This is a genomic window from Pseudomonas sp. UBA6315, from assembly GCF_002438125.1.
GTDB lineage: Bacteria > Pseudomonadota > Gammaproteobacteria > Pseudomonadales > Pseudomonadaceae > Aquipseudomonas > Aquipseudomonas faucium.
Genome location: NZ_DJTF01000025.1, coordinates 1 through 18,178, shown reverse-complemented (window position 1 = coordinate 18,178; position 18,178 = coordinate 1). Strand labels below are relative to the sequence as shown.

Here is an 18,178-nt window from a genome sequence, read left to right as displayed (position 1 = left end):
CAAAATCGCTGCGATTAAGCTGATGCTACCTCAAACACCGCCTCCCCGGCGAGGGCGGTGTATCGAAGTCAAAGCATGATGACGATTGCCTGCAGAGCCGCAGTAACCGACGCGGCACCGGCAGCCCAGGCATTGAAGCGCCCCTGCTTTTCAGCAGTGAGAATGAAATCAGTTTTGCCGTCACTTACCGTCCCGACCGGGGATCCATCATCGTGGTAGCGGGCTTCGTAAGGGACATGCGCAGTTGCTGAAAATACCCAAAGCACGGCTGATGCGACTCCTGTTACAGCAGAGATGCCTATCAGCAAAGTTTTTAAATCCATACCCCCTCCTTCAATTTGCGCCGGAATATACCGGGTGGGCCATCACCATGCCCACAGCAATCGACCTGTTCGCCGGCCTTGGCGGATGGAGCACCGGCGCACGCGCCGCAGGTGTCCAGGTTCTCTGGGCGGCAAACCACTGGCCTGTGGCCGTCGAATGGCACAGCGCCAACCACCCCGAAACGCAGCACGTTTGCCAGGACCTGCACCAGGTCCGGTGAGAGCAGGTGCCAGCACACGACATCCTGCTGGCTTCACCCTGCTGCCAGGGCCACGCCAAGGCTCGCGGTAAGAAGTCTGGCAACCCCGAGCATGACGCATCACGATCCACGGCCTGGGCGCCAGTGTCGGCCCTTGAGTTCCACCGGCCGCAGGCGGCAGTGATCTAGAACGTGCCGGAGTTCACCGACTGGGTGCTCTACCCGGCCTGGTTGCAAGCTGTTCAGGCGCTGGACTATCAGGCTGCGCCGCACATTGTCGACTGCGCAGACCTCGGAGTGCCGCAGAATCGGGTGCGCCTGTTTATGGTCCTGACACGCAGCAAAGCGCCGCTCATGCTGCAACTGCCGAGCGAGCGGCATGTCCCGGCCGCCAGCTTCCTCTACTACGACGCCGGGCGCTGGTCGCCGATCGAGAAACCAGGCCGGGCCCAGGCCATTCTGGAGCGGGTGCGCAACGGCCGCCGGCGCTTCGGAGACCGGTTCATCATGCCCTACTACGGCAAGGGCTCAGGCACCACCGGGCGCGGCATCAACCGGCCGATCGGCACCATAACCACCCTGGACCGCTGGGCGCTAGTCGACGGTGACCGGATGCGCATGCTCAGCGCCAGCGAGGCTCTGGCCGCGATGTCGTTCCCGGCTGACACCCTGCGCCCGGACAATCACCGGCTGACCATGCACATGGCCGGTAATGCTGTTCCGCCGCTGACAGGTCAGCGGGTTATCGAGGCCCTGCTTCGGGCAGCATGAGTAAAAAGAATCGCAAGGCCTAGGAGGTCGAGCTTCTGGCTCTGATGGGCATTTTGTCTTTCAATTTGCCTTTAACAGCAACTTTAGCTTGAACAAATTGCGACAGCCCATTAAAAACATTTGTCTTTGCGATATCGCTTGTCGCAAACAGGACTTTATCTTGCCCATCAAAGATCGTTGCTCGCGACTGATTGAACCACCTAGAAACAAAGAGAACTCAATACCTAGCAGCGAAAACACATGGTGAGTCACTCCATCTTTGCGATAGGCCTGAGGCAGCCTTGCGAAAGAATTTAGTTCAGGATTGGTATTTACATTTACCATGAGCAACATATCGCTCAGTGATTGCAGCCCGAGCAAGAACCTTCTTATTTCTTGTTCGTACTTTTGACCTAAGGCTTTCTTGTATGGGTCCGTCTTACCAGCCCAGTTCCAGACATGCGCACGCCAAAATATACTTAACGCAAAGTAAATTAGCCCATCCACGTCTTTCCTATCAAGGCCTGAGTGGTCATGGAGGCTATACCCTTCATGGGACCCTCGCACTTCACAGGCCAGCAGCTGGTCCACCAGAAGAAAACCTGAGCGAGTCCCCCAGAGCCGCCCAATAAACTTTTCACCATGCTTTGAAAAAAGATCTTCACACACTCTACATAGCAAATATTGCGTAATTTGGAGGTCCGATTGAGAGGCAGTGCCCTGCCCGCCATCGGTTCTTATCGGTGAGCCTCCCCCGTTTCCAGGCAACCCTCGCAAATGTTTATATGCGGACTTTGGAATGAGATGGCTATCAATCAGGTCAGCTTCAGACTTGCAAAGTGTACAGCAGCCCATTTTCAGACTCCTTTCAAGGGAATTTAATTATACCGACAGGCGTCATGCCAAGCTAAAAAAATCGCAGATTCGGAATCAGTGATTGTTTAGCACATATGTACTCCACCCAGCTGTAACCCCTCTACCTCTATTCACTGCCGCGATATGGCGGCCAAGGACGAAGTCATGCCTGAAGAAAAGCAATTGATCCAGCCGGCCCCTGTTGCGCGCGACGAAAACGGGTAGTGGTGCCACCCAGGCATCCCTGACTTTGGCGGAACGGAAGACCCGACCCCCTTCAAGGGATGGGCAGCTGAGCAAGGGCTGGAGCTGAAGACCTGGGATATGGACGCAGAGCTGGACTTCCACCCCTGCTGGGATGGTGCGGCCCATTGCAACGGGTGGGAGCCTGAACCGCCTGGCCCAGAGTGGTTCCTAATGGGCATCTTCGACACGGAAGACGGCCCGCATGTGCAGTGGGCGCGCCGTGAGGTGAAGCCATGACCCGAGAAGAAAGAAAGCAGGCAACGATGCGGACCCGCCAATGGTTCGCAGCCATTGTTCAAAACGCTGAGCCCCTGACATCCCAGCACTTCGATGACCTGACAGATGAACAGCAGGACCTAGTTCACGTTGAGCAACGAAGAATCGTCGACCGCATCGAAAGGACGGTAGCCAAATGACCCGCCTCGCCCTCTGCTTCCTGCTGCTGACCACCGGCACCAGCGCAACCGAGAACGTCATCGACGTGCAGCACGACAGCCAGCGCGGCGTCACCTGCTACCTGCTCAATGGGGTCGGCATCAGCTGCATCCCCGACAGCCAGCTGCAGGCTGGCAACCAGCGCCAGCTCTCCCCGCACGAAACCCAACCCGAACCTACAGCCGCACTGGCGCCTGGGCGCTGGATTGATGAGAGGTATGAACTGTGACAGATGAAGACATTATCAAGCTGTCGGCCAAGGCCATGGGATTCGTGCTGGAGTACCGGCGCGGCAGCGACGCCTTCTACTACGACGACCTCGAGACAGGCCGGGAGGCTTGGCTGCCGACACAGGATGACCGCCAGACGATGCTGATCATCGCGAAGCTCAGGATGGACATCTGCTGCCTGCATCACCTCGCTCGGGCTACCGCCCATGTGCCGTATGTCGGCTTCAAAAAAAGCGAGGTGCCCCACGCAGACAACCCCGGCGCTCGGCGAAACGCCCTGCGCTTGGCAGTGGCCACGGTGGCAGCCAAGTATGGCCAAGGGATGCTCGACGGCGGGACAGATGAGCGAGTCCTGGGACACTTGCTTGGCATCGAAGGCTCAACTGCGCACGCCATGCGCGGCACCATCCGCGAGTCTCGCGAGGAGATCAGCAAGGCCTGCCGGCGCCTGAAGCGGAAGGGGCTAGTGACCAACAAGGGGCCTTTCAGGCAGGCGGTGCAGAGATGACAGACCTGATCGAAGTGAGGACAGCCAGGCTGATCGGCGCGCCGCTGGACTGGGCAGTGGCCATGGCCGAGGGCTTCAACTCAGACCCACGCCGTCGCACGACAATCTGGCGCGCCGAGGACGACCCGACCAGTGTCAGCATCCGTGGTGCCGCTGAAGGCTTCGGCTATCGCCCATCCGCCAACTGGGAGCAAGGCGGCCCGCTGATCGACAAGCACCGCGGCAGCACTCAGCACTCTCCCGGCCTGGCCGAGGAGGCCTGCTACAGCGGCGGCCCAGCCGGTGCCGGGATCTGGCTCTACGGCCCCACCCCTCTGGTCGCGTTCTGCCGCGGCTTCGTGCACCACATGCTCGGCGATACCGTCCAGGTGCCGAAGGAGCTGATCAATGGCTGATTTCAACGATACTCAGCGCCTGGACTTCATCTTGGCGCGAGGCCGGCAGGTGGTTTTGGAAGGGATGGGCACCAACTGCCGGGGTACCTTCTTCTACGAGCTCTACGTGCAGGAAGGTATCTGGCCAGACGCAAAGTACGAGTGCATTCACCTCGAAGGCCCTGGCGACTTTCAGCCTAGCCAAGAGCAGAATCGCCAGGCTATCGACCTGGCAATGGAGGCCCAGCCATGATCCTCCCCCTGATGTACATGGCCTACCTGATCTACAGGGGGCCGCGCTAACTCACCGAACTTCGGCTGCTTTACTTGCTGGCCAGAATCCAAGCTAGTAACAACCCTCCGATAACGGTAGCAACTACTCCCATAATCCAGCTAAACGATTTCGCCATAATTTTACCAGTACGGCTGCTCTGTGATTCAGAGGGAGCAACTGACTTTTTAACCTCACAGTCAAAGACATCAACATTTTTGATTTTCTTCCCTTTGAGCAGAGTCTCACCGTCCGTCTTGCACTTTTCAAGGTTCACTTCATCAGAATCTTCCAATTCAAACATAGCCATTATTGATTCTCCTGATAGTGATAGCCAAAGTTGAAGGCGAAGGGATAAATATGTGCCTCACATTTTCGGCGCGAAGTCTTTTAACTCGAACTCCTTTCACCGCCACGCCCCCAGTAACTCTCATATTCGAGATCTTGGCTCCTACAGTGTCAGTAAGATTGACTCCAACATCAACATCCTCGAAGTTGCAATCCGAGACCTCGCAATTTGTACATCCAATCATAGAGATAGCAGTGAACACGGCCATTGCCCTAGCGCATGGTGATCTCAGAACGATAGCACCATTCCCACGCGACTGGACTTTCTTCACCGCTTCGACTTCCTCTCGCGACGAAACCATGACCTGATCCCGCCGAAATGGTCACACCCAACCACTACTCAAGCCCGCCGACATGCGCGGGCGAGGATGACCTATGCACGACACAAAAGCGCTACTCCGCGACGCCGCCATCGAAGGCATCTCCGGAATGGCCCAGCACCTGCCCGAAGGCTGCGAGCTATTCGTCATCGCCTGCCGGCCTGGCAAGGACGATTTCGACCTGGTTCTCCCGTCCCCCGAAGCAGATCTGAACAACGCCCTCGATGCCCTCCGCCGCCAAGGCCTGAGCATCGACGGCGCCAACAACTACAAGCAGGCCGTGTGCGACCTGGCTATCGGCGCCATGGCCATAGGCAAGCAGAACAGCAACCCGCCGCCAGCCGGCCATTGGGGACAGCAGTTCTGGGATTTCGGCCGGGCCGAGGGCCAGCAACGCGATGACCTTGTAGCAGCCCTTGAACACCTGGTCACCGTGACAACTCCTGACGCCAATGGGCAGATCGGCGTAGAGGACGAACACCTGGCCTCCCTCGATCATGCCCGCGCCTTGATCCGTGTGCATCGCGCCTGACCACCAACCTGCCGCCACCGGCGGCGTGGAGATCATCCCATGGAAACCGAGATCCTTTCGGACGAAGAGCTGGTGGCGATCACCGGCTACAAACCCCGGGCGTGGCAGCGCCGTTGGCTCACAGAAAAAGGCTGGCACTTTGTCGAAAGCCGCGGCGGCCGACCCCTGGTTGGCCGCCAGTACGCCCGCCAGAAGCTCAGCGGCGTTGTGATCGACACCGTGCCAGTCGCTGCAGTACCACCCCCGGCGCCAGCCTGGACCCCTGACTTTTCCCGAGTAAAGTGAAATGCGACCCAGAAGTACCGAGAACCGCGACCTGCCGCCGGGCATGTACCGGCGCAAGCGCACCAGGAAGAACGGAAAAGTGTGGGTCGGGTACTACTACCGCGACCAGGCGGGCAAGGAATTACCTCTCGGTACCGACCTGGTGCAGGCCAAGCTGAAGTGGGCCGACCTCGAAGCCAAGGCCACGCCGGCCGAATTGAAGACGATGAAGGGAATCTTCGACGAGTACGAGCGCAAGATCATCCGGGCAAGGCCGCCAGGACCCAGAAGGACAACATCTACGAGCTCAAGCAACTGCGCGCCGTGTTCGATCCGGCGCCGATCGACGCCATCACGCCGGCCATGATCGCGCAGTACCGCGATTCGCGATCGGCAAAAACCAGGGCAAACAGGGAAATCGCCCTGCTCTCCCATGTTTTCAACACTGCGAGGGAATGGGGGCTCACCCGGGACAACCCGTGCCTGGGCGTGAGGAAGAACAAGGAGAAACCGCGCGACTTCTACGCCAATGCAACGGTGTGGCAGCCAGTGTATGAGGAGGCCCCACCGGAGCTGAAGGATTCGATGGACCTCGCGTACCTGACCGGCCAGCGGCCGTCGGACGTGCTGTCCATGCGGAAGAACGATATGGAAGGGATCTACCTGCTGGTCAGCCAAGGCAAGACCGGTAAGCGACTGAGGATCGTCCTGGAAGCGAATGGCGTGAAGAACAGCCTGGGCCTGCTGCTCGAGCGGATCATGCGCAGGACCAGCGAGCACCTGTCGCCGTTCTTCATCGTCAATGAGCACGGCAAGCGCACGAGCTGGCCGATGTTGCGCAACCGGTGGGCCGATGCGCGAGAGGATGCCAGGGTGAAGGCCGAAGTCGAGAAGAAGCCAGACCTGGCCAATCGAATCGCCCAGTTCCAGTTCCGCGATATCAGACCCAAGGCGGCTTCGGAGATCACCGATCTGAGCGATGCAAGCGTGCTGCTGGGCCATTCGAAAGAGGGAATCACCGAGCGCGTTTACCGCCGCGTCGGCGCCATCGCAAAACCCTCGAAAGGATGAAGTTTCGGAACCCCACGCCTTTAGTTTCGGAACTCATGGCTCTTTTGACCCATAAAGAAAAACCCCGCAGACGTTAATCTGCGGGGCTTTCGAATGTGGAGGCCGAGGTCGGAATCGAACCGGCGTAGACGGATTTGCAATCCGGAGCATAACCACTTTGCTACTCGGCCTCAAAGTTCGGAGTTAGCGGCTTTCGCTTTGCTATCTCCTTGAAACACTGAACCTTTTTCAAAGTTCGCTGCGTTTCGATGGGCGCATTATGTCTGCATTCGGCACACCTTGCAACCCCCTGATCAAAAAAAATATTCAAGGGGTTCAAGGGTTTAGCGCAAGCGGCCGAGTTTACTCCACAAGCCCACCAGGGTGTTCTCCAGCGTGCCGCTGGCGGCCATGCCGATGCGCTCCTGCAAGCTCTTGCGTTCGGCGTAGTGCAAGTGGAACAGGTTGGCGTTGCGGGCACGCTCGCTGAGGTATTCGTCGCTGGTCTGCAGCTGGTCCACCAGTTTGCGGTTAAGCGCGGCGACGCCCAGCCAGACTTCACCGGTGGCCACCTCGTCGATGTGCAACTGCGGGCGGTAGCGGGCGACGAAGTCCTTGAACAGCTGGTGGGTGATATCCAGGTCTTCCTGGAACTTCTCCCGGCCCTTCTCGGTGTTCTCGCCGAATACGGTCAGGGTGCGCTTGTACTCACCGGCGGTGAGCACCTCGAAGTCGATGTCATGCTTTTTCAGCAGGCGGTTGACGTTGGGCAACTGCGCCACCACGCCAATCGAACCCAGGACGGCGAACGGGGCACTGACGATCTTCTCGCCGATACAGGCCATCATGTAGCCGCCGCTGGCGGCCACCTTGTCGATGCACACGGTCAGCGGGATGCCGGCCTCGCGGATGCGCGCCAGCTGGGAAGCGGCAAGGCCGTAGCTGTGCACCAGGCCACCGCCGCTTTCCAGGCGCAGCACCACTTCGTCGCGCGAATTGGCGAGGGTCAGCAGTGCGGTGATTTCGTTGCGCAGGCTTTCGGTGGCGGAGGCTTTGATATCGCCATCGAAGTCGAGCACGAATACCCGGCCCTTTTCCTCGGCCTTGGCCTTCTTCTGCTGCTTTTCCTTCTTCGCCTGCTGCTTGCGCAAGGCCTTGAGCTGGGCCTTGTCGAGCAGCCCGGCCTCCAGGCGCTCGCGCAGCTCTTTATAGAACTCGTTGAGGCGGGTGACCTGCAGTTGCCCACCCGCCTTGCGCCGCCCTTTACTGCGCAGGCCGGCGATGGCCGACAGCACCACCAGGATGGCAATTACCAGGGTGGCTGTTTTAGCGAGAAAGCTTGCGTATTCGGCAAGAAACTCCACGTTGACTCCTTATGAACCAGCGCCATGACGGCGCGAAACTTTAGCTAGCATACCGGGGCTCTGATGACGCTGCCAGCCGAGGCAAAGGGCGGCAACACAGTTCAAACAACCTTTTCAAACGCTTGTATGTTTTTTCGTTGACAGCCCGTGTGGCGCATCCTAACCTCGCAGCAATCTTCAAGCGGCCGGATACTTTCGTGGGCAACCTCTACCTGATCCGACATGGCCAAGCCTCCTTCGGTGCCGACGACTACGACGTCCTGTCGCCGCTGGGCATTCGCCAGAGCCAGGCATTGGGCGACCACATGGCCGCGCTCGGCTTGCGCCTGGACCGCTGTGTGGCCGGCGACCTGCGCCGCCAGCAGGACACTGCCCGGCTCGCGCTGGAGACGATGCACGGCAACGGCAGCGCAGTACCGGCCATTGAGACCGACCCGGCATTCAATGAGTTCGATGCCGACGGTGTGATCCGCGCACTGCTGCCGGGCCTGCTGGCCGATGAGCCGAATGCGCGAGAGATCCTGCGCAATGGCGCGCAAAACCGCAGCGAGTTCCAGCGCCTGTTCGCCCTGATGGTGCAGCGCTGGCACGCCGGCGAGCATGCCGACGATGGCCTGGAGACCTGGCAGGCATTTACCGCTCGGGTGCAAGCCGGCCTGCAGCGTGTGCTGGACAACGCCGGCAGCGGCGACAACATCGCCGTGTTCACCTCCGGCGGTACCATTGCCGCCCTGCTCCACCTGGTTACCGGTATTACCCCCAGCCAAGCCTTCGCGCTGAACTGGCAAATCATCAACACGTCGCTCAGCCAGCTGAAGTTCCGCGGCCGCGACGTGGCACTGGCCTCCTTCAACAGCCAAGCCCATGTGCAGCTGTTGAAGGTGCCGGAGCTCATCACTTATCGCTGAGCCCGGCCTGTTGTTGTCCCTGCGTGGACGTGAATATCACTCTATAAGGAATGCACCATGACCTCCGTAGCTGATGCCGTTAAAAAGATGCAAGAGAAGTTCAACCCAGCCGCTGCTGCCGGCCTGGACCTGGTGTTCGGCTTCGACATCACCGACGAAGGCAAGAAGTACGCCCTGATCGTCAAGGACGGCACCTGCGACCTGCAGGAAGGTGAAAACCCGGACGCCAACTGCACCCTGGTCATGGACAGCGAAACCCTCAAGGGCATCGTCAGCGGCGAAACCGACGGCATGCAGGCCTTCATGGGCGGCAAGCTGCGCGTCGAAGGCGACATGATGCTGTCGATGAAGCTCAGCGAGCTGTTCCCTTCCTGAGTGACGGGCACACCGAGCGAGACGAAAACCGAAGCCTGACCGGCTTCGGTTTTTTTTTGCCCTGCCCGCGGCATTCGGTGCAGTGATCGGCCAGCAACACCCACACCTATATGGCACCTGGCACGCTTGTTCCAGCGCAGCAAGACCATTAGATTAGCCAATAGTCCTTGCGCTAGAAAATAAGGAAAACGCATGACGCTCACCGACCAGTCCACCCAGGTACGCCCCGGCGAAGAACTCGACGCGGCCGTCATCGATCCTTACCTCAAGGCCCACATCCCGGGCCTTGTTGGCACCCCGAAGATCAGCCAGTTTCCAGGTGGCGCGTCCAACCTGACCTACCTGGTCGCCTACCCGGGCCACGAGTACGTGCTGCGCCGCCCGCCGTTCGGCCAGAAAGCCAAGTCGGCCCACGACATGGGCCGCGAGTTCCGCATCCTCAACCAGCTCAACAACGGTTTCCCCTACTGCCCCAAGGCCTACGCACACTGCACCGATGAAACCCTGATCGGCGGCGAGTTCTACGTGATGGAGCGGGTCAAGGGCATCATCCTGCGCTCGGACATCCCGGCCGAACTGGGCCTGGATGCCACGCGCACCGAAGCGCTGTGCAAAAGCTTCATCGACCGCCTGGTGGAGCTGCACCAGGTCGACTACAACGCCTGCGGCCTGGCCGACCTGGGCAAGCCCGAAGGCTACGTGCAGCGCCAGATCGAAGGCTGGACCAGCCGTTACGAAAAAGCCCTGACCCCCGACGCGCCACGCTGGGAGCAGGTCATTGCCTGGCTGCGCGAAAAGATGCCGGCCGACCACCCACGCCCGGGCATCGTGCACAACGACTACCGCTTCGACAACGTGATCCTCGATGCCGACAACCCGATGCGCATCATCGGCGTGCTTGACTGGGAAATGGCCACGATCGGCGACCCGCTGATGGACCTGGGCAACAGCCTGGCCTACTGGATCGAGGCCAGCGACCCGGCGCCGGTGCAGCTGATGCGCCGCCAGCCAAGCAACGCCCCAGGCATGCTCAGCCGCCGCCAGTTCGTCGACTACTACGCCGAGCGCGCCGGCATCACCCTGGACAACTTCGATTACTACTATTGCTACGGCCTGTTCCGCCTGGCCGGCATCGTGCAGCAGATCTACTACCGCTTCTACCACGGCCAGACCCAGGACAAACGCTTCGCCCAGTTCATCCACATGAACCGGCTGCTGGAGCAGATGAGCCTGCAGGTCATCGGCAAGTCCACGCTCTGACGACAGACAACAAGGAAAACAGCATGTCCAAGACTCACCTGTTCGACCTCGACGGCAAGGTCGCTTTCGTCTCCGGTGCCAGCCGCGGCATCGGCGAGGCCATTGCCCACCTGCTGGCCCAGCAAGGTGCCCATGTGATCGTTTCCAGCCGCAAGCTCGAGGGCTGCCAGCAGGTGGCCGAGGCGATCATCGCCGCCGGCGGCAAGGCCACGGCGATTGCCTGCCACATCGGTGAGCTGGAGCAGATCCAGCAGGCCTTCGCCGCCATCCGCGAGCAATTCGGCCGCCTGGACGTGCTGGTCAACAACGCCGCCACCAACCCGCAGTTCTGCAACGTGCTGGACACCGACCCCAGCGCCTTCCAGAAGACCGTCGACGTGAACATCCGCGGCTACTTCTTCATGTCGGTGGAAGCCGGCAAGCTGATGCGCGAGAACGGCGGCGGCAGCATCATCAACGTGGCGTCGATCAACGGCGTATCACCCGGGCACTTCCAGGGCATCTATTCGGTGACCAAGGCGGCGGTGATCAACATGACCAAAGTCTTCGCCAAGGAGTGCGCGCAGTTCGGCATCCGCTGCAACGCCCTGCTGCCGGGCCTGACCGACACCAAGTTCGCCTCGGCGCTGGTGAAGAACGACGCGATCCTCAAGGGTGCGCTGCAGCAGATCCCGCTCAAGCGCGTGGCCGATCCCAAGGAAATGGCCGGCGCCGTGCTGTACCTGGCCAGCGAAGCGTCCAGCTACACCACCGGCACCGCGCTCAACGTCGACGGCGGCTACCTGTCCTGATCAGGCCTTGATCGCCTGCAGGGTGTAGCTCAGCGGCAGGCGCTGGTGCTCCACCAGGCCGGTCAGTTGCAGGCCATGGGTTTCGGACAGATGCTCCTGGCCTCGACCAACAGCTCGGCGCACCTTACAGGCAGGTGGCCGCTGCGGCCCGGCGCTGCAGGGCAACGCCATCGTTTTTCTGTGCGTAGTAATCCACCCGAGTGCCGCCCGCCTGCGGGTACACATCGACGAACGACTCGGCTTCGCGGGTATAAACAGTCAGGCCGCCCTGCTTGCGAGGCTCCAGGTAGCCGCTGGCGTCATCGCCGAACACCTCTTCCTTCTGCCAGCTGAACTGGATGCACTGCGCCACCAGCTCCGGCGCCTTCTGCGAGGCCAGTTGCGCAGCCGGCTTGCCGCCACGGGCCGCGTCCATGGTCGCGCTAGCGCAACCGACCAACACCAGTGCCGCAGCCATCGGCAAAATTGCTCGCATGTTCCATCCTCGGGGCAAAAAAGAAAGCGACTCTAGCACTTCATCCGGCCCCGACCAACGCCGCCATGCGCACCGCATTGCGCCCCGCTGCCTTGGCCTGGTACAGCGCCGCATCGGCCTGGGCCAACAGGCTTGCGGTGCTGTCATGCGGGCCAGGTATGCCGCACCACAGGCCAACACTGAAACGCAGCGCAATCTCGTCGCCGGCAAAATGCGCCGGGCTCGTCGCGATGGCCTCGCGCAACGCCTGCAGCGCCTGCAATGCGCCGTCGCGGTCGGCATGCGGCAACAGCAGCAGAAACTCCTCGCCACCGTAGCGGCCCATGCTGTCGCCCTGGCGCATGCGCTGCTGCAACTGGCGCACGCAATGGCACAGCACCTCGTCACCGGCCAGGTGGCCGTACAGGTCGTTGATGCGCTTGAAATGGTCGATGTCGATCATGGCCACCGCCAGGTGGCTCTGCTCGCCGCGGGCGCGGTCCAGGGCCACGGCAAAGCGCTCCAGAATCGCCCGGCGGTTGAAGGCGCCGGTCAGCACATCGCGCAAGGCCAGGTGCTGCAGGCGCGCCTCGCTGCGCTCCTTGGCCATCAGCACCAGGCCGATCGAATACATCATCACCGTGACCGTGCCGATCGCCACGGAAATGCTCTGCTTGAGGTTGCTGGTGTCGTAGCGCATCTCCACGGCGGTGCCGCCTAGCACCGCCACGGCACGCATGCCCAGGCCCACCAGGCTGATCAGCGCACCGATTTCCAGCAACAGGTGCGCCCTGCCCGGGCGCTCGGCGTAACGCCGCGCCCAGTACAGGATCAGCGCGCACTGCAGCATCAACACCAAAGTCGCCAGCAACATGCGCGGCTCCAGGGTGTCGAGCAGCAGCATCAGGCCCACCAGCATGCACGCCGGGATGATGAAGATCAGCCGCCACGGCATGGCCTGTTCGCGCACGCGGAACAGGCTCGCCGAATAGAACGCCAGCGCCAGCGACAGCAAACTGTTGCCCACGCCATAGCTCAGCCACAGCGGCGCATGGCCATACACGGTGTAACAGACGTAGGCCAAGGCATGGGCAAGCAGCCCGCAGCCGGTCAGCCACACATCGTTACGCCGATTCGACGGGCCGACCAGCAGCAGGCAGAAAGCGAGGATGGTTGCCACCAGGGCAACGGCTGCGAACAGCGTGGGGGTGTGGGCGATCATCGTGATTCACCGTGTGGCAGCTAGCCGTCTTCAGTGCGGCCTGCCCAGCAGTCTATGGGCCAAGGCGCGCGGCGGCCATGACCGAACGGGACAGAACAGCAGCCGCAAGGCACGCCGTTCATCGTCCACGCAACAAAAAAACCACCCTCCCGGAAACAAAATGGATCGTTTCCAGTCTCAGGCAGTGCCCCGTAAACCTATGCGGATCAAGGACCTATATCGTGATGACCCGCCTTGCAAGCTGCTCGCTGATCGCCGCCTTCCTGTTGGTTGCCGGCTGCCACCACCACCGTTACCACGATGACGACGATGGCTGGCGCGATGGCGATCGTGACCATCGTCACCACCCGCGCTACGAGCGCGACGATGACAATCGCTACCGTGACCGCGACTACCGCTAAGACGTCTTTTCAATCCACTTACAACCTGATGATTTTTCCGAGGCTTCTATCATGCGTCTGACTTTGCCTTCCCTTGCCCTTGGCCTGCTCTTGTGCCAGGGCGCTTTCGCCGGTGACGGCAGCGCCGCCATTGGCGGTGGCCTGGGGGGTGCCCTGGGTAACGTGGTCGGCCAGCAAATCGGTGGCAGCACCGGCGCGGCCATCGGCGCCGGCCTGGGCGGCGCCGCGGCCGGTGCGGTAGGCGCCAACAAAGGCAACCGCACCGAAGCGGCCATCGGCGGCGGCCTGGGTTCGGCCGGCGGTTCGGTGATTGGCCGCAAGGTCGGCGGCTCGTCCGGCTCGACCATCGGTGCCGGCCTGGGCGGCGCAGCCGGCAGCGCCCTGGGCAACCACATGGGCAGCAATAGCAAGAAGCACCACCGCCACCACTGATGGCGGCGCACTCAGGGCCGCCTCGCGGCCCTGATGTTCATCAATACCACCTTCACCTGCACCTGCCACACTGGCTGCTACTGTCTACTGTGCCCCTTGTGTGAAGGAACATCCCCGCCCCATGAACCAGGAATTGCTCTGGGTCCTCGGCCTGCTGGCCGTCGTCGTCGTCCTCTTCGTCATCAACCGCCCGCGCATGGATGTGGTCGCCCTGCTGGTGATCCTCGCCCTGCCCTTGTCGGGCATCCTCACCGTGGAACAGGCCCTGGCCGGCTTCAGCGACCCCAACGTGGTGCTGATCGCCGCGCTGTTCGTGATCGGCGAGGGGCTGGTGCGCACCGGCATCGCCTACCGCATCGGCGAATGGATGAGTGAACGCGCCGGCAACAGCGAGGCGCGCCTGCTGGTGTTGCTGATGGTGTCGGTGGCCGGGCTGGGCTCGGTGATGAGCTCGACCGGCGTGGTGGCGATCTTCATCCCGGTGGTGCTGAGCATCGCCGCACGCCTGAAGATTTCCCCCAGCCGGCTGATGATGCCGCTGAGCTTCGCCGGCCTGATCAGCGGCATGCTCAGCCTGGTGGCCACGCCGCCCAACGTGGTGGTGCACAGCGAGCTGGTGCGCCATGGCTTGCCCGGTTTCAGCTTCTTCAGCTTTACCCCGTTCGGCCTGGTGGTGCTGGTGCTGGGCGTCGGCTACATGCTGCTGACCCGCCACTGGCTCAATGGCGAAGTGCGCAAGGATGGCCGGGTGGAAACCCGCCGCACCCTGCTCGACCTGGTGCTCGACTACAAGCTCAATGGCCGCGAGCGGCGCCTGCGGATCCGCCCACAGTCGCCGCTGATCGGCCATACCCTGGGCGAGCTGGAGCTGCGCACCCGGCATGGCGCCAACGTGATCGGCATCGAGCGCCAGCACAAGTTCACCACCCGGGTGATTGCCGCCGATTCCAGCACCGTGCTGCACCAGGGCGATGTGCTGCTGCTCGACCTGTTCGCCAACCGCGACGACCTGCGCAGCCTGTGCCAGACCATGCAGCTGGAGCCGTTGCACTTCAAGGCGGCCTATTTCATCGACCAGTCCCAGGAGCTGGGCATGGCCGAGGTTTCCCTGCCGCCAGGCTCCAAGCTGATCGGCAAGAGCATCCTCGAACTGGCCTTTCGCACCCGCTACGACCTCAACGTGGTCGGCCTGCGCCGTGATCAGGCGGCGATCGAGGAGCAGTTGGTGGAAGAAAAGCTGCGCCTGGGTGACACCCTGCTGGTGGTCGGCCCATGGAAGGCCGTGCGCCTGCTGCAGAGCCAGCCCAAGGACTTTCTGGTGCTGAGCCTGCCGGCCGAGATCGACCAGGTTGCCCCGGCCCGCACCCGCGCGCCTTATGCGTTGATCAGCCTGGCGGTGATGGTCGGGCTGATGGTCAGCGGCGCGGTGCCCAATGTGATTGCCGCGCTGATCGGCTGCCTGCTGATGGGCGCCGGGCGCTGCATCGACATGAACAGCGCCTACCGGGCCATCCACTGGCAAAGCCTGGTGCTGATCGTCGGCATGCTGCCGTTTGCCCAGGCCTTGCAGAAAACCGGCGGCATCGACCTGGCAGTAGGCGGGCTGGTCAGCGTGCTCGGCGGCGCCGGGCCGATCGCCATGCTGGCCTGCCTGTTCATGGTCACGGCGGTGATCGGCCTGTTCATCTCCAACACCGCCACCGCGGTGCTGATGGCACCGGTGGCGATCAGCACGGCCACGCAACTGGGCCTGTCGCCCTACCCGTTCGCCATGACCGTGGCCCTGGCGGCCTCGGCGGCGTTCATGACGCCGGTGTCCTCGCCGGTGAACACCCTGGTGCTCGGCCCCGGCCAGTACCGCTTCGGCGACTTCGTCAAGGTGGGTGTGCCGTTCACCTTGCTGGTGATGGTGGTGACGGTCTTGATGGTGCCTTGGTTCTTTGGTTTGTAGGACAATCCTGCACGCAATGGTGGCATTTGGATATTATCCCTACAGATCGCGGCAGATTGACATCAAGTACCCTGTACAAACACACTGAGGTGTCATTGCCCCAGGTGCCTACAGCCGTTGTCCTGGATTTCGTCTCCGCTTGTCGGTCGAGCCTATGGTTTTTCCAGCACAATCGCGCCTGTTGCCCTATTTTGCACTGTTCGGCCTGACCTTCGCCCTCACCGTGGGCGGCATCCTGGCCCGGCCGATCGAATCCTTGTCGTTGTTCTGGCCGGTGAATGCGGTGCTGGCCGGCGTGCTGCTGCGCTATCCGCGCCAGGCCGGGGTGATCGGCTTCGCCCTGGTGTGGCTGGCGATGGTCGCGGCCGACTTTCTGTGCGGGAGTGCCTGGGCGCCCGCCTTGTGGCTGAACCTGGCCAACCTGGGCGTGGTGGTGACCGTGTGGTTGCTGCTGTCACGCCTGCCCCGCCTGCACCGGCGCATGCGCAGCCCGTATGGCGTGCTGAGCGTGTTCGGCGCCTGCGCGGCGGGCGCCATGGTGGCGGCGAGCCTGGCCTGCGTGGTGGCCGCGCCGTGGTTCGAGCAGTCCCTGCGCACGACCTGGCTGGCCTGGTTCAGCGAACAGTTCTCGACCAGCGTGCTGGTGCTGCCGGTGTTGCTGACCGCGCCTTCGGCCCGGGCATTGCTGCGCAGCAATCAGGCGATCCGCCTGGCGCCGCTGCTGGTGCTGCTGGGCTCGCTGGCGTTTAGCATCGGCTTTGGCGGGCCTGGGGCCATCGCCTTCCCGATCGCCGCCCTGCTCTGGTGCGCCTGGACCTACTCACCCTTCCTGGTTTCGCTGCTGACGCTCACCGCCGGCAGCACGCTGATCGTTGCCGTGGCGCAGAACCTCATGCACTTCAGCGTGCCGCAGAGCGAGCCTGGGGTCACCACGCTGATGTCGGCGCGCCTGGGCATCGCCATGCTGGTGCTTGGGCCGCTGGTGGTCGCCTGCGTCAGCCAGGCCAACCGCAGCCTGCTCGCGCGCCTGGCGCACCAGGCCACCATCGATCACCTGACCGGCGTGCTCACCCGCAGCGCCTTCACCCGCCGCGCCAACGCCCTGCTCGAAAGCCGCCAGCAGCATGCCCAGGCCGTGCCGCTGACCTTGATGATGCTCGACATCGACCATTTCAAATCGATCAACGACCGCTACGGCCATGCCGTGGGTGACCAGGTACTGCGCCACTTCGCGCGCACCCTGCAAGACCAGCTGCATGAGGACGAACTGCTGGCGCGCATGGGCGGCGAAGAATTCGTGGTGATCCTCCCAGGCCTGGCGCCAGACCGCGCGCAGTTCACCGCCGAACGCCTGCGCCGGGCGGTGCAGGACCTGCATGTGGTGCACGGCGATGCGCGCCTGCAGATTACCGTGAGCATCGGCCTTGACGGCTGCGCCGCCGACACCGAGGCGCCGAGCCTGGACGTGCTGATGGCGCGCGCCGACCACGCCCTCTACCGCGCCAAGGCCCACGGGCGCAACCGCGTCGAGCAGGCCGAGGCGCAGCGCCAGGTGGTGTGACTCAGCCGGCCAGCAAATCCCAGGACAGCTTGGCGATCAGCACGCACAACAGCACCAGGAACAAGCCGCGAACGAACCCGGCGCCCTTGCGCACCGCCAGCCAGGTGCCGGTCAGGGCGCCGAGGATGTTGCACGCGGCCATTGGCAAGGCGATGGCATACAGCACGTTGCCAGACGGCACGAAGAACACCAGCGCCGCCAGGTTGGTGGCGATGTTGACTACCTTGGCCGACGCCGAGGCGTGCAGGAAGTCCAGGGCGAAGAAGCGGATGAACAGGAAGATCAGGAAGCTGCCGGTGCCTGGCCCGAACAGGCCATCGTAGAAGCCGATGGCGCCGCCGATCAGCACCGCCAGGCACTGCTCCTTGCGGCCGATCTTGGCCGGGGCGTGCAAGGTGCCGAAGTCCTTCTTGCAGAAGGTGTAGATGGCCATCAGCACGATCATCACCAGCACCGCCGGGCGCATCACGCTGGGCGGCACCAGCGACACCGTGGCAGCCCCTGCGAACGACATGACGAAGGCACTGACGGCCGCCGGCACGATCAGGCCCCAGTCCAGGGTCACCTTGCGGATGAACGATCGCGCGGCAAAGGCCGTGCCGCACACCGACGCCAGCTTGTTGCTGCCCAGCAAGGCCGCCGGTTGCGCGCTGGGCAGCACGTTGAACAGTGCCGGGATCTGGATCAGCCCACCGCCTCCCACGGCGGCATCGATCAGGCCGGCGGCGAAGGCGAACAGGGAAAGTACGGCGA

23 protein-coding genes, 1 tRNA gene and 2 pseudogenes are annotated in these 18,178 nt (G+C 62.4%); 17 read left to right on the top strand and 9 right to left on the bottom strand.

Translation table 11 applies throughout. The features are described from left to right. Nucleotides 1-68 precede the first annotated feature (68 nt). On the bottom strand, nt 69-323 hold the full coding sequence (locus B3E94_RS02090) for a hypothetical protein (protein WP_286912150.1): 255 nt from the start codon (nt 321-323) through the stop codon (nt 69-71). A gap of 47 nt (nt 324-370) precedes the next feature. Here B3E94_RS02090 and B3E94_RS02085 point away from each other — a divergent pair. Next, nucleotides 371-1,294, top strand: a pseudogene (locus B3E94_RS02085) (DNA cytosine methyltransferase). 60 nt (nt 1,295-1,354) lie between these two features. On the opposite strand, the gene B3E94_RS02080 reads toward B3E94_RS02085, so the two are convergent. Then, on the bottom strand, nt 1,355-1,864 hold the full coding sequence (locus B3E94_RS02080; protein ID WP_286912149.1) for a hypothetical protein: 510 nt from the start codon (nt 1,862-1,864) through the stop codon (nt 1,355-1,357). A gap of 743 nt (nt 1,865-2,607) precedes the next feature. On the opposite strand from B3E94_RS02080, the gene B3E94_RS02070 reads away from it, so the two are divergent. The 5 genes from B3E94_RS02070 to B3E94_RS02050 are packed head-to-tail and all read left to right on the top strand — an operon-like array spanning nt 2,608 to nt 4,174. After that, the gene (locus B3E94_RS02070; protein ID WP_286912148.1) at nt 2,608-2,790 is read left to right on the top strand and encodes a hypothetical protein; all 183 of its coding nucleotides are present in this window, start codon (nt 2,608-2,610) and stop codon (nt 2,788-2,790) included. Further along, nucleotides 2,787-3,038 carry a hypothetical protein gene (locus B3E94_RS02065; protein ID WP_286912147.1) on the top strand — a complete coding sequence of 84 codons (252 nt, stop codon included), beginning with the start codon at nt 2,787-2,789 and terminating at the stop codon, nt 3,036-3,038. The genes B3E94_RS02070 and B3E94_RS02065 overlap by 4 nt, the downstream gene beginning before the upstream one ends. Beyond that, complete coding sequence (locus B3E94_RS02060) at nt 3,035-3,547, top strand: hypothetical protein (RefSeq protein ID WP_286912146.1); 513 nt, start codon at nt 3,035-3,037, stop codon at nt 3,545-3,547. The genes B3E94_RS02065 and B3E94_RS02060 overlap by 4 nt, the downstream gene beginning before the upstream one ends. Next, complete coding sequence (locus B3E94_RS02055) at nt 3,544-3,942, top strand: phage protein NinX family protein (RefSeq protein ID WP_286912145.1); 399 nt, start codon at nt 3,544-3,546, stop codon at nt 3,940-3,942. Before B3E94_RS02060 ends, B3E94_RS02055 begins: the two co-directional genes overlap by 4 nt. Next, nucleotides 3,935-4,174 carry a hypothetical protein gene (locus B3E94_RS02050; RefSeq protein ID WP_286912143.1) on the top strand — a complete coding sequence of 80 codons (240 nt, stop codon included), beginning with the start codon at nt 3,935-3,937 and terminating at the stop codon, nt 4,172-4,174. Before B3E94_RS02055 ends, B3E94_RS02050 begins: the two co-directional genes overlap by 8 nt. A 70-nt stretch (nt 4,175-4,244) precedes the next feature. On the opposite strand, the gene B3E94_RS02045 is transcribed toward B3E94_RS02050, so the two are convergent. Further along, nucleotides 4,245-4,502, bottom strand: coding sequence for a hypothetical protein (locus tag B3E94_RS02045; protein ID WP_286912142.1), 258 nt, complete (start codon nt 4,500-4,502; stop codon nt 4,245-4,247). Between the two features lie 413 nt (nt 4,503-4,915). Between B3E94_RS02045 and B3E94_RS02040 the strand changes: the two genes are divergently transcribed. From B3E94_RS02040 to B3E94_RS02030, 3 genes and pseudogenes are all read left to right on the top strand, one after another. After that, on the top strand, nt 4,916-5,392 hold the full coding sequence (locus B3E94_RS02040; RefSeq protein WP_286912140.1) for a hypothetical protein: 477 nt from the start codon (nt 4,916-4,918) through the stop codon (nt 5,390-5,392). Nucleotides 5,393-5,431: 39 nt separating this feature from the next. Next, nucleotides 5,432-5,677 (top strand): DUF4224 domain-containing protein, encoded by a 246-nt coding sequence (locus B3E94_RS02035; protein ID WP_084966406.1) that lies wholly within the window; start codon nt 5,432-5,434, stop codon nt 5,675-5,677. Between the two features lies 1 nt (nt 5,678). Continuing rightward, nucleotides 5,679-6,727: pseudogene (locus tag B3E94_RS02030) on the top strand (tyrosine-type recombinase/integrase). 96 nt (nt 6,728-6,823) lie between these two features. Here the strand turns inward: B3E94_RS02030 and B3E94_RS02025 are convergent. Both B3E94_RS02025 and sohB read right to left on the bottom strand, forming a co-directional pair. After that, a tRNA-Cys gene (locus B3E94_RS02025) sits at nt 6,824-6,897 on the bottom strand. 153 nt (nt 6,898-7,050) lie between these two features. After that, nucleotides 7,051-8,070, bottom strand: a complete 1,020-nt coding sequence (gene sohB / locus B3E94_RS02020; protein WP_286912138.1) for a protease SohB — start codon at nt 8,068-8,070, stop codon at nt 7,051-7,053. Between the two features lie 197 nt (nt 8,071-8,267). Here sohB and B3E94_RS02015 point away from each other — a divergent pair, with 197 nt between their 5' ends. The 4 genes from B3E94_RS02015 (at nt 8,268) to B3E94_RS02000 (ending at nt 11,404) form a co-directional block, all read left to right on the top strand. Next, nucleotides 8,268-8,978 carry a histidine phosphatase family protein gene (locus tag B3E94_RS02015; protein ID WP_286912137.1) on the top strand — a complete coding sequence of 237 codons (711 nt, stop codon included), beginning with the start codon at nt 8,268-8,270 and terminating at the stop codon, nt 8,976-8,978. Nucleotides 8,979-9,035: 57 nt separating this feature from the next. Beyond that, nucleotides 9,036-9,353 carry an SCP2 sterol-binding domain-containing protein gene (locus B3E94_RS02010; protein ID WP_012273165.1) on the top strand — a complete coding sequence of 106 codons (318 nt, stop codon included), beginning with the start codon at nt 9,036-9,038 and terminating at the stop codon, nt 9,351-9,353. A gap of 192 nt (nt 9,354-9,545) precedes the next feature. Next, nucleotides 9,546-10,613 (top strand): phosphotransferase family protein, encoded by a 1,068-nt coding sequence (locus B3E94_RS02005; RefSeq protein WP_286912136.1) that lies wholly within the window; start codon nt 9,546-9,548, stop codon nt 10,611-10,613. A 23-nt stretch (nt 10,614-10,636) separates the two neighbouring features. Next, nucleotides 10,637-11,404: an SDR family oxidoreductase gene (locus tag B3E94_RS02000; RefSeq protein WP_286912134.1), complete on the top strand. Its 768-nt coding sequence runs from the start codon at nt 10,637-10,639 to the stop codon at nt 11,402-11,404. Here the strand turns inward: B3E94_RS02000 and B3E94_RS01995 are convergent, their stop codons facing one another. From B3E94_RS01995 to B3E94_RS01985, 3 genes are read right to left on the bottom strand one after another with little or no spacing between them, the layout of a single operon-like run. Continuing rightward, the gene (locus tag B3E94_RS01995; RefSeq protein WP_286912133.1) at nt 11,405-11,527 is read right to left on the bottom strand and encodes a hypothetical protein; all 123 of its coding nucleotides are present in this window, start codon (nt 11,525-11,527) and stop codon (nt 11,405-11,407) included. 1 nt (nt 11,528) lies between these two features. After that, nucleotides 11,529-11,879 (bottom strand): hypothetical protein, encoded by a 351-nt coding sequence (locus B3E94_RS01990; protein ID WP_286912132.1) that lies wholly within the window; start codon nt 11,877-11,879, stop codon nt 11,529-11,531. Between the two features lie 40 nt (nt 11,880-11,919). Then, nucleotides 11,920-13,080 carry a GGDEF domain-containing protein gene (locus tag B3E94_RS01985; RefSeq protein ID WP_286912131.1) on the bottom strand — a complete coding sequence of 387 codons (1,161 nt, stop codon included), beginning with the start codon at nt 13,078-13,080 and terminating at the stop codon, nt 11,920-11,922. Nucleotides 13,081-13,304: 224 nt separating this feature from the next. Here B3E94_RS01985 and B3E94_RS01980 point away from each other — a divergent pair, with 224 nt between their 5' ends. From B3E94_RS01980 to B3E94_RS01965, 4 genes are all read left to right on the top strand, one after another. Continuing rightward, nucleotides 13,305-13,481 carry a hypothetical protein gene (locus B3E94_RS01980; protein WP_176515102.1) on the top strand — a complete coding sequence of 59 codons (177 nt, stop codon included), beginning with the start codon at nt 13,305-13,307 and terminating at the stop codon, nt 13,479-13,481. A gap of 51 nt (nt 13,482-13,532) precedes the next feature. After that, nucleotides 13,533-13,913, top strand: a complete 381-nt coding sequence (locus B3E94_RS01975) for a glycine zipper domain-containing protein (protein ID WP_236235433.1) — start codon at nt 13,533-13,535, stop codon at nt 13,911-13,913. A 121-nt stretch (nt 13,914-14,034) separates the two neighbouring features. Further along, nucleotides 14,035-15,864, top strand: a complete 1,830-nt coding sequence (locus B3E94_RS01970; protein WP_236235434.1) for an SLC13 family permease — start codon at nt 14,035-14,037, stop codon at nt 15,862-15,864. Between the two features lie 139 nt (nt 15,865-16,003). Then, nucleotides 16,004-17,425 carry a GGDEF domain-containing protein gene (locus tag B3E94_RS01965; protein WP_286912130.1) on the top strand — a complete coding sequence of 474 codons (1,422 nt, stop codon included), beginning with the start codon at nt 16,004-16,006 and terminating at the stop codon, nt 17,423-17,425. Between the two features lies 1 nt (nt 17,426). Here B3E94_RS01965 and B3E94_RS01960 read toward each other — a convergent pair. Continuing rightward, nucleotides 17,427-18,178: sulfite exporter TauE/SafE family protein (locus B3E94_RS01960; RefSeq protein WP_286912129.1), on the bottom strand; the 752-nt coding region annotated here is incomplete at its 5' end.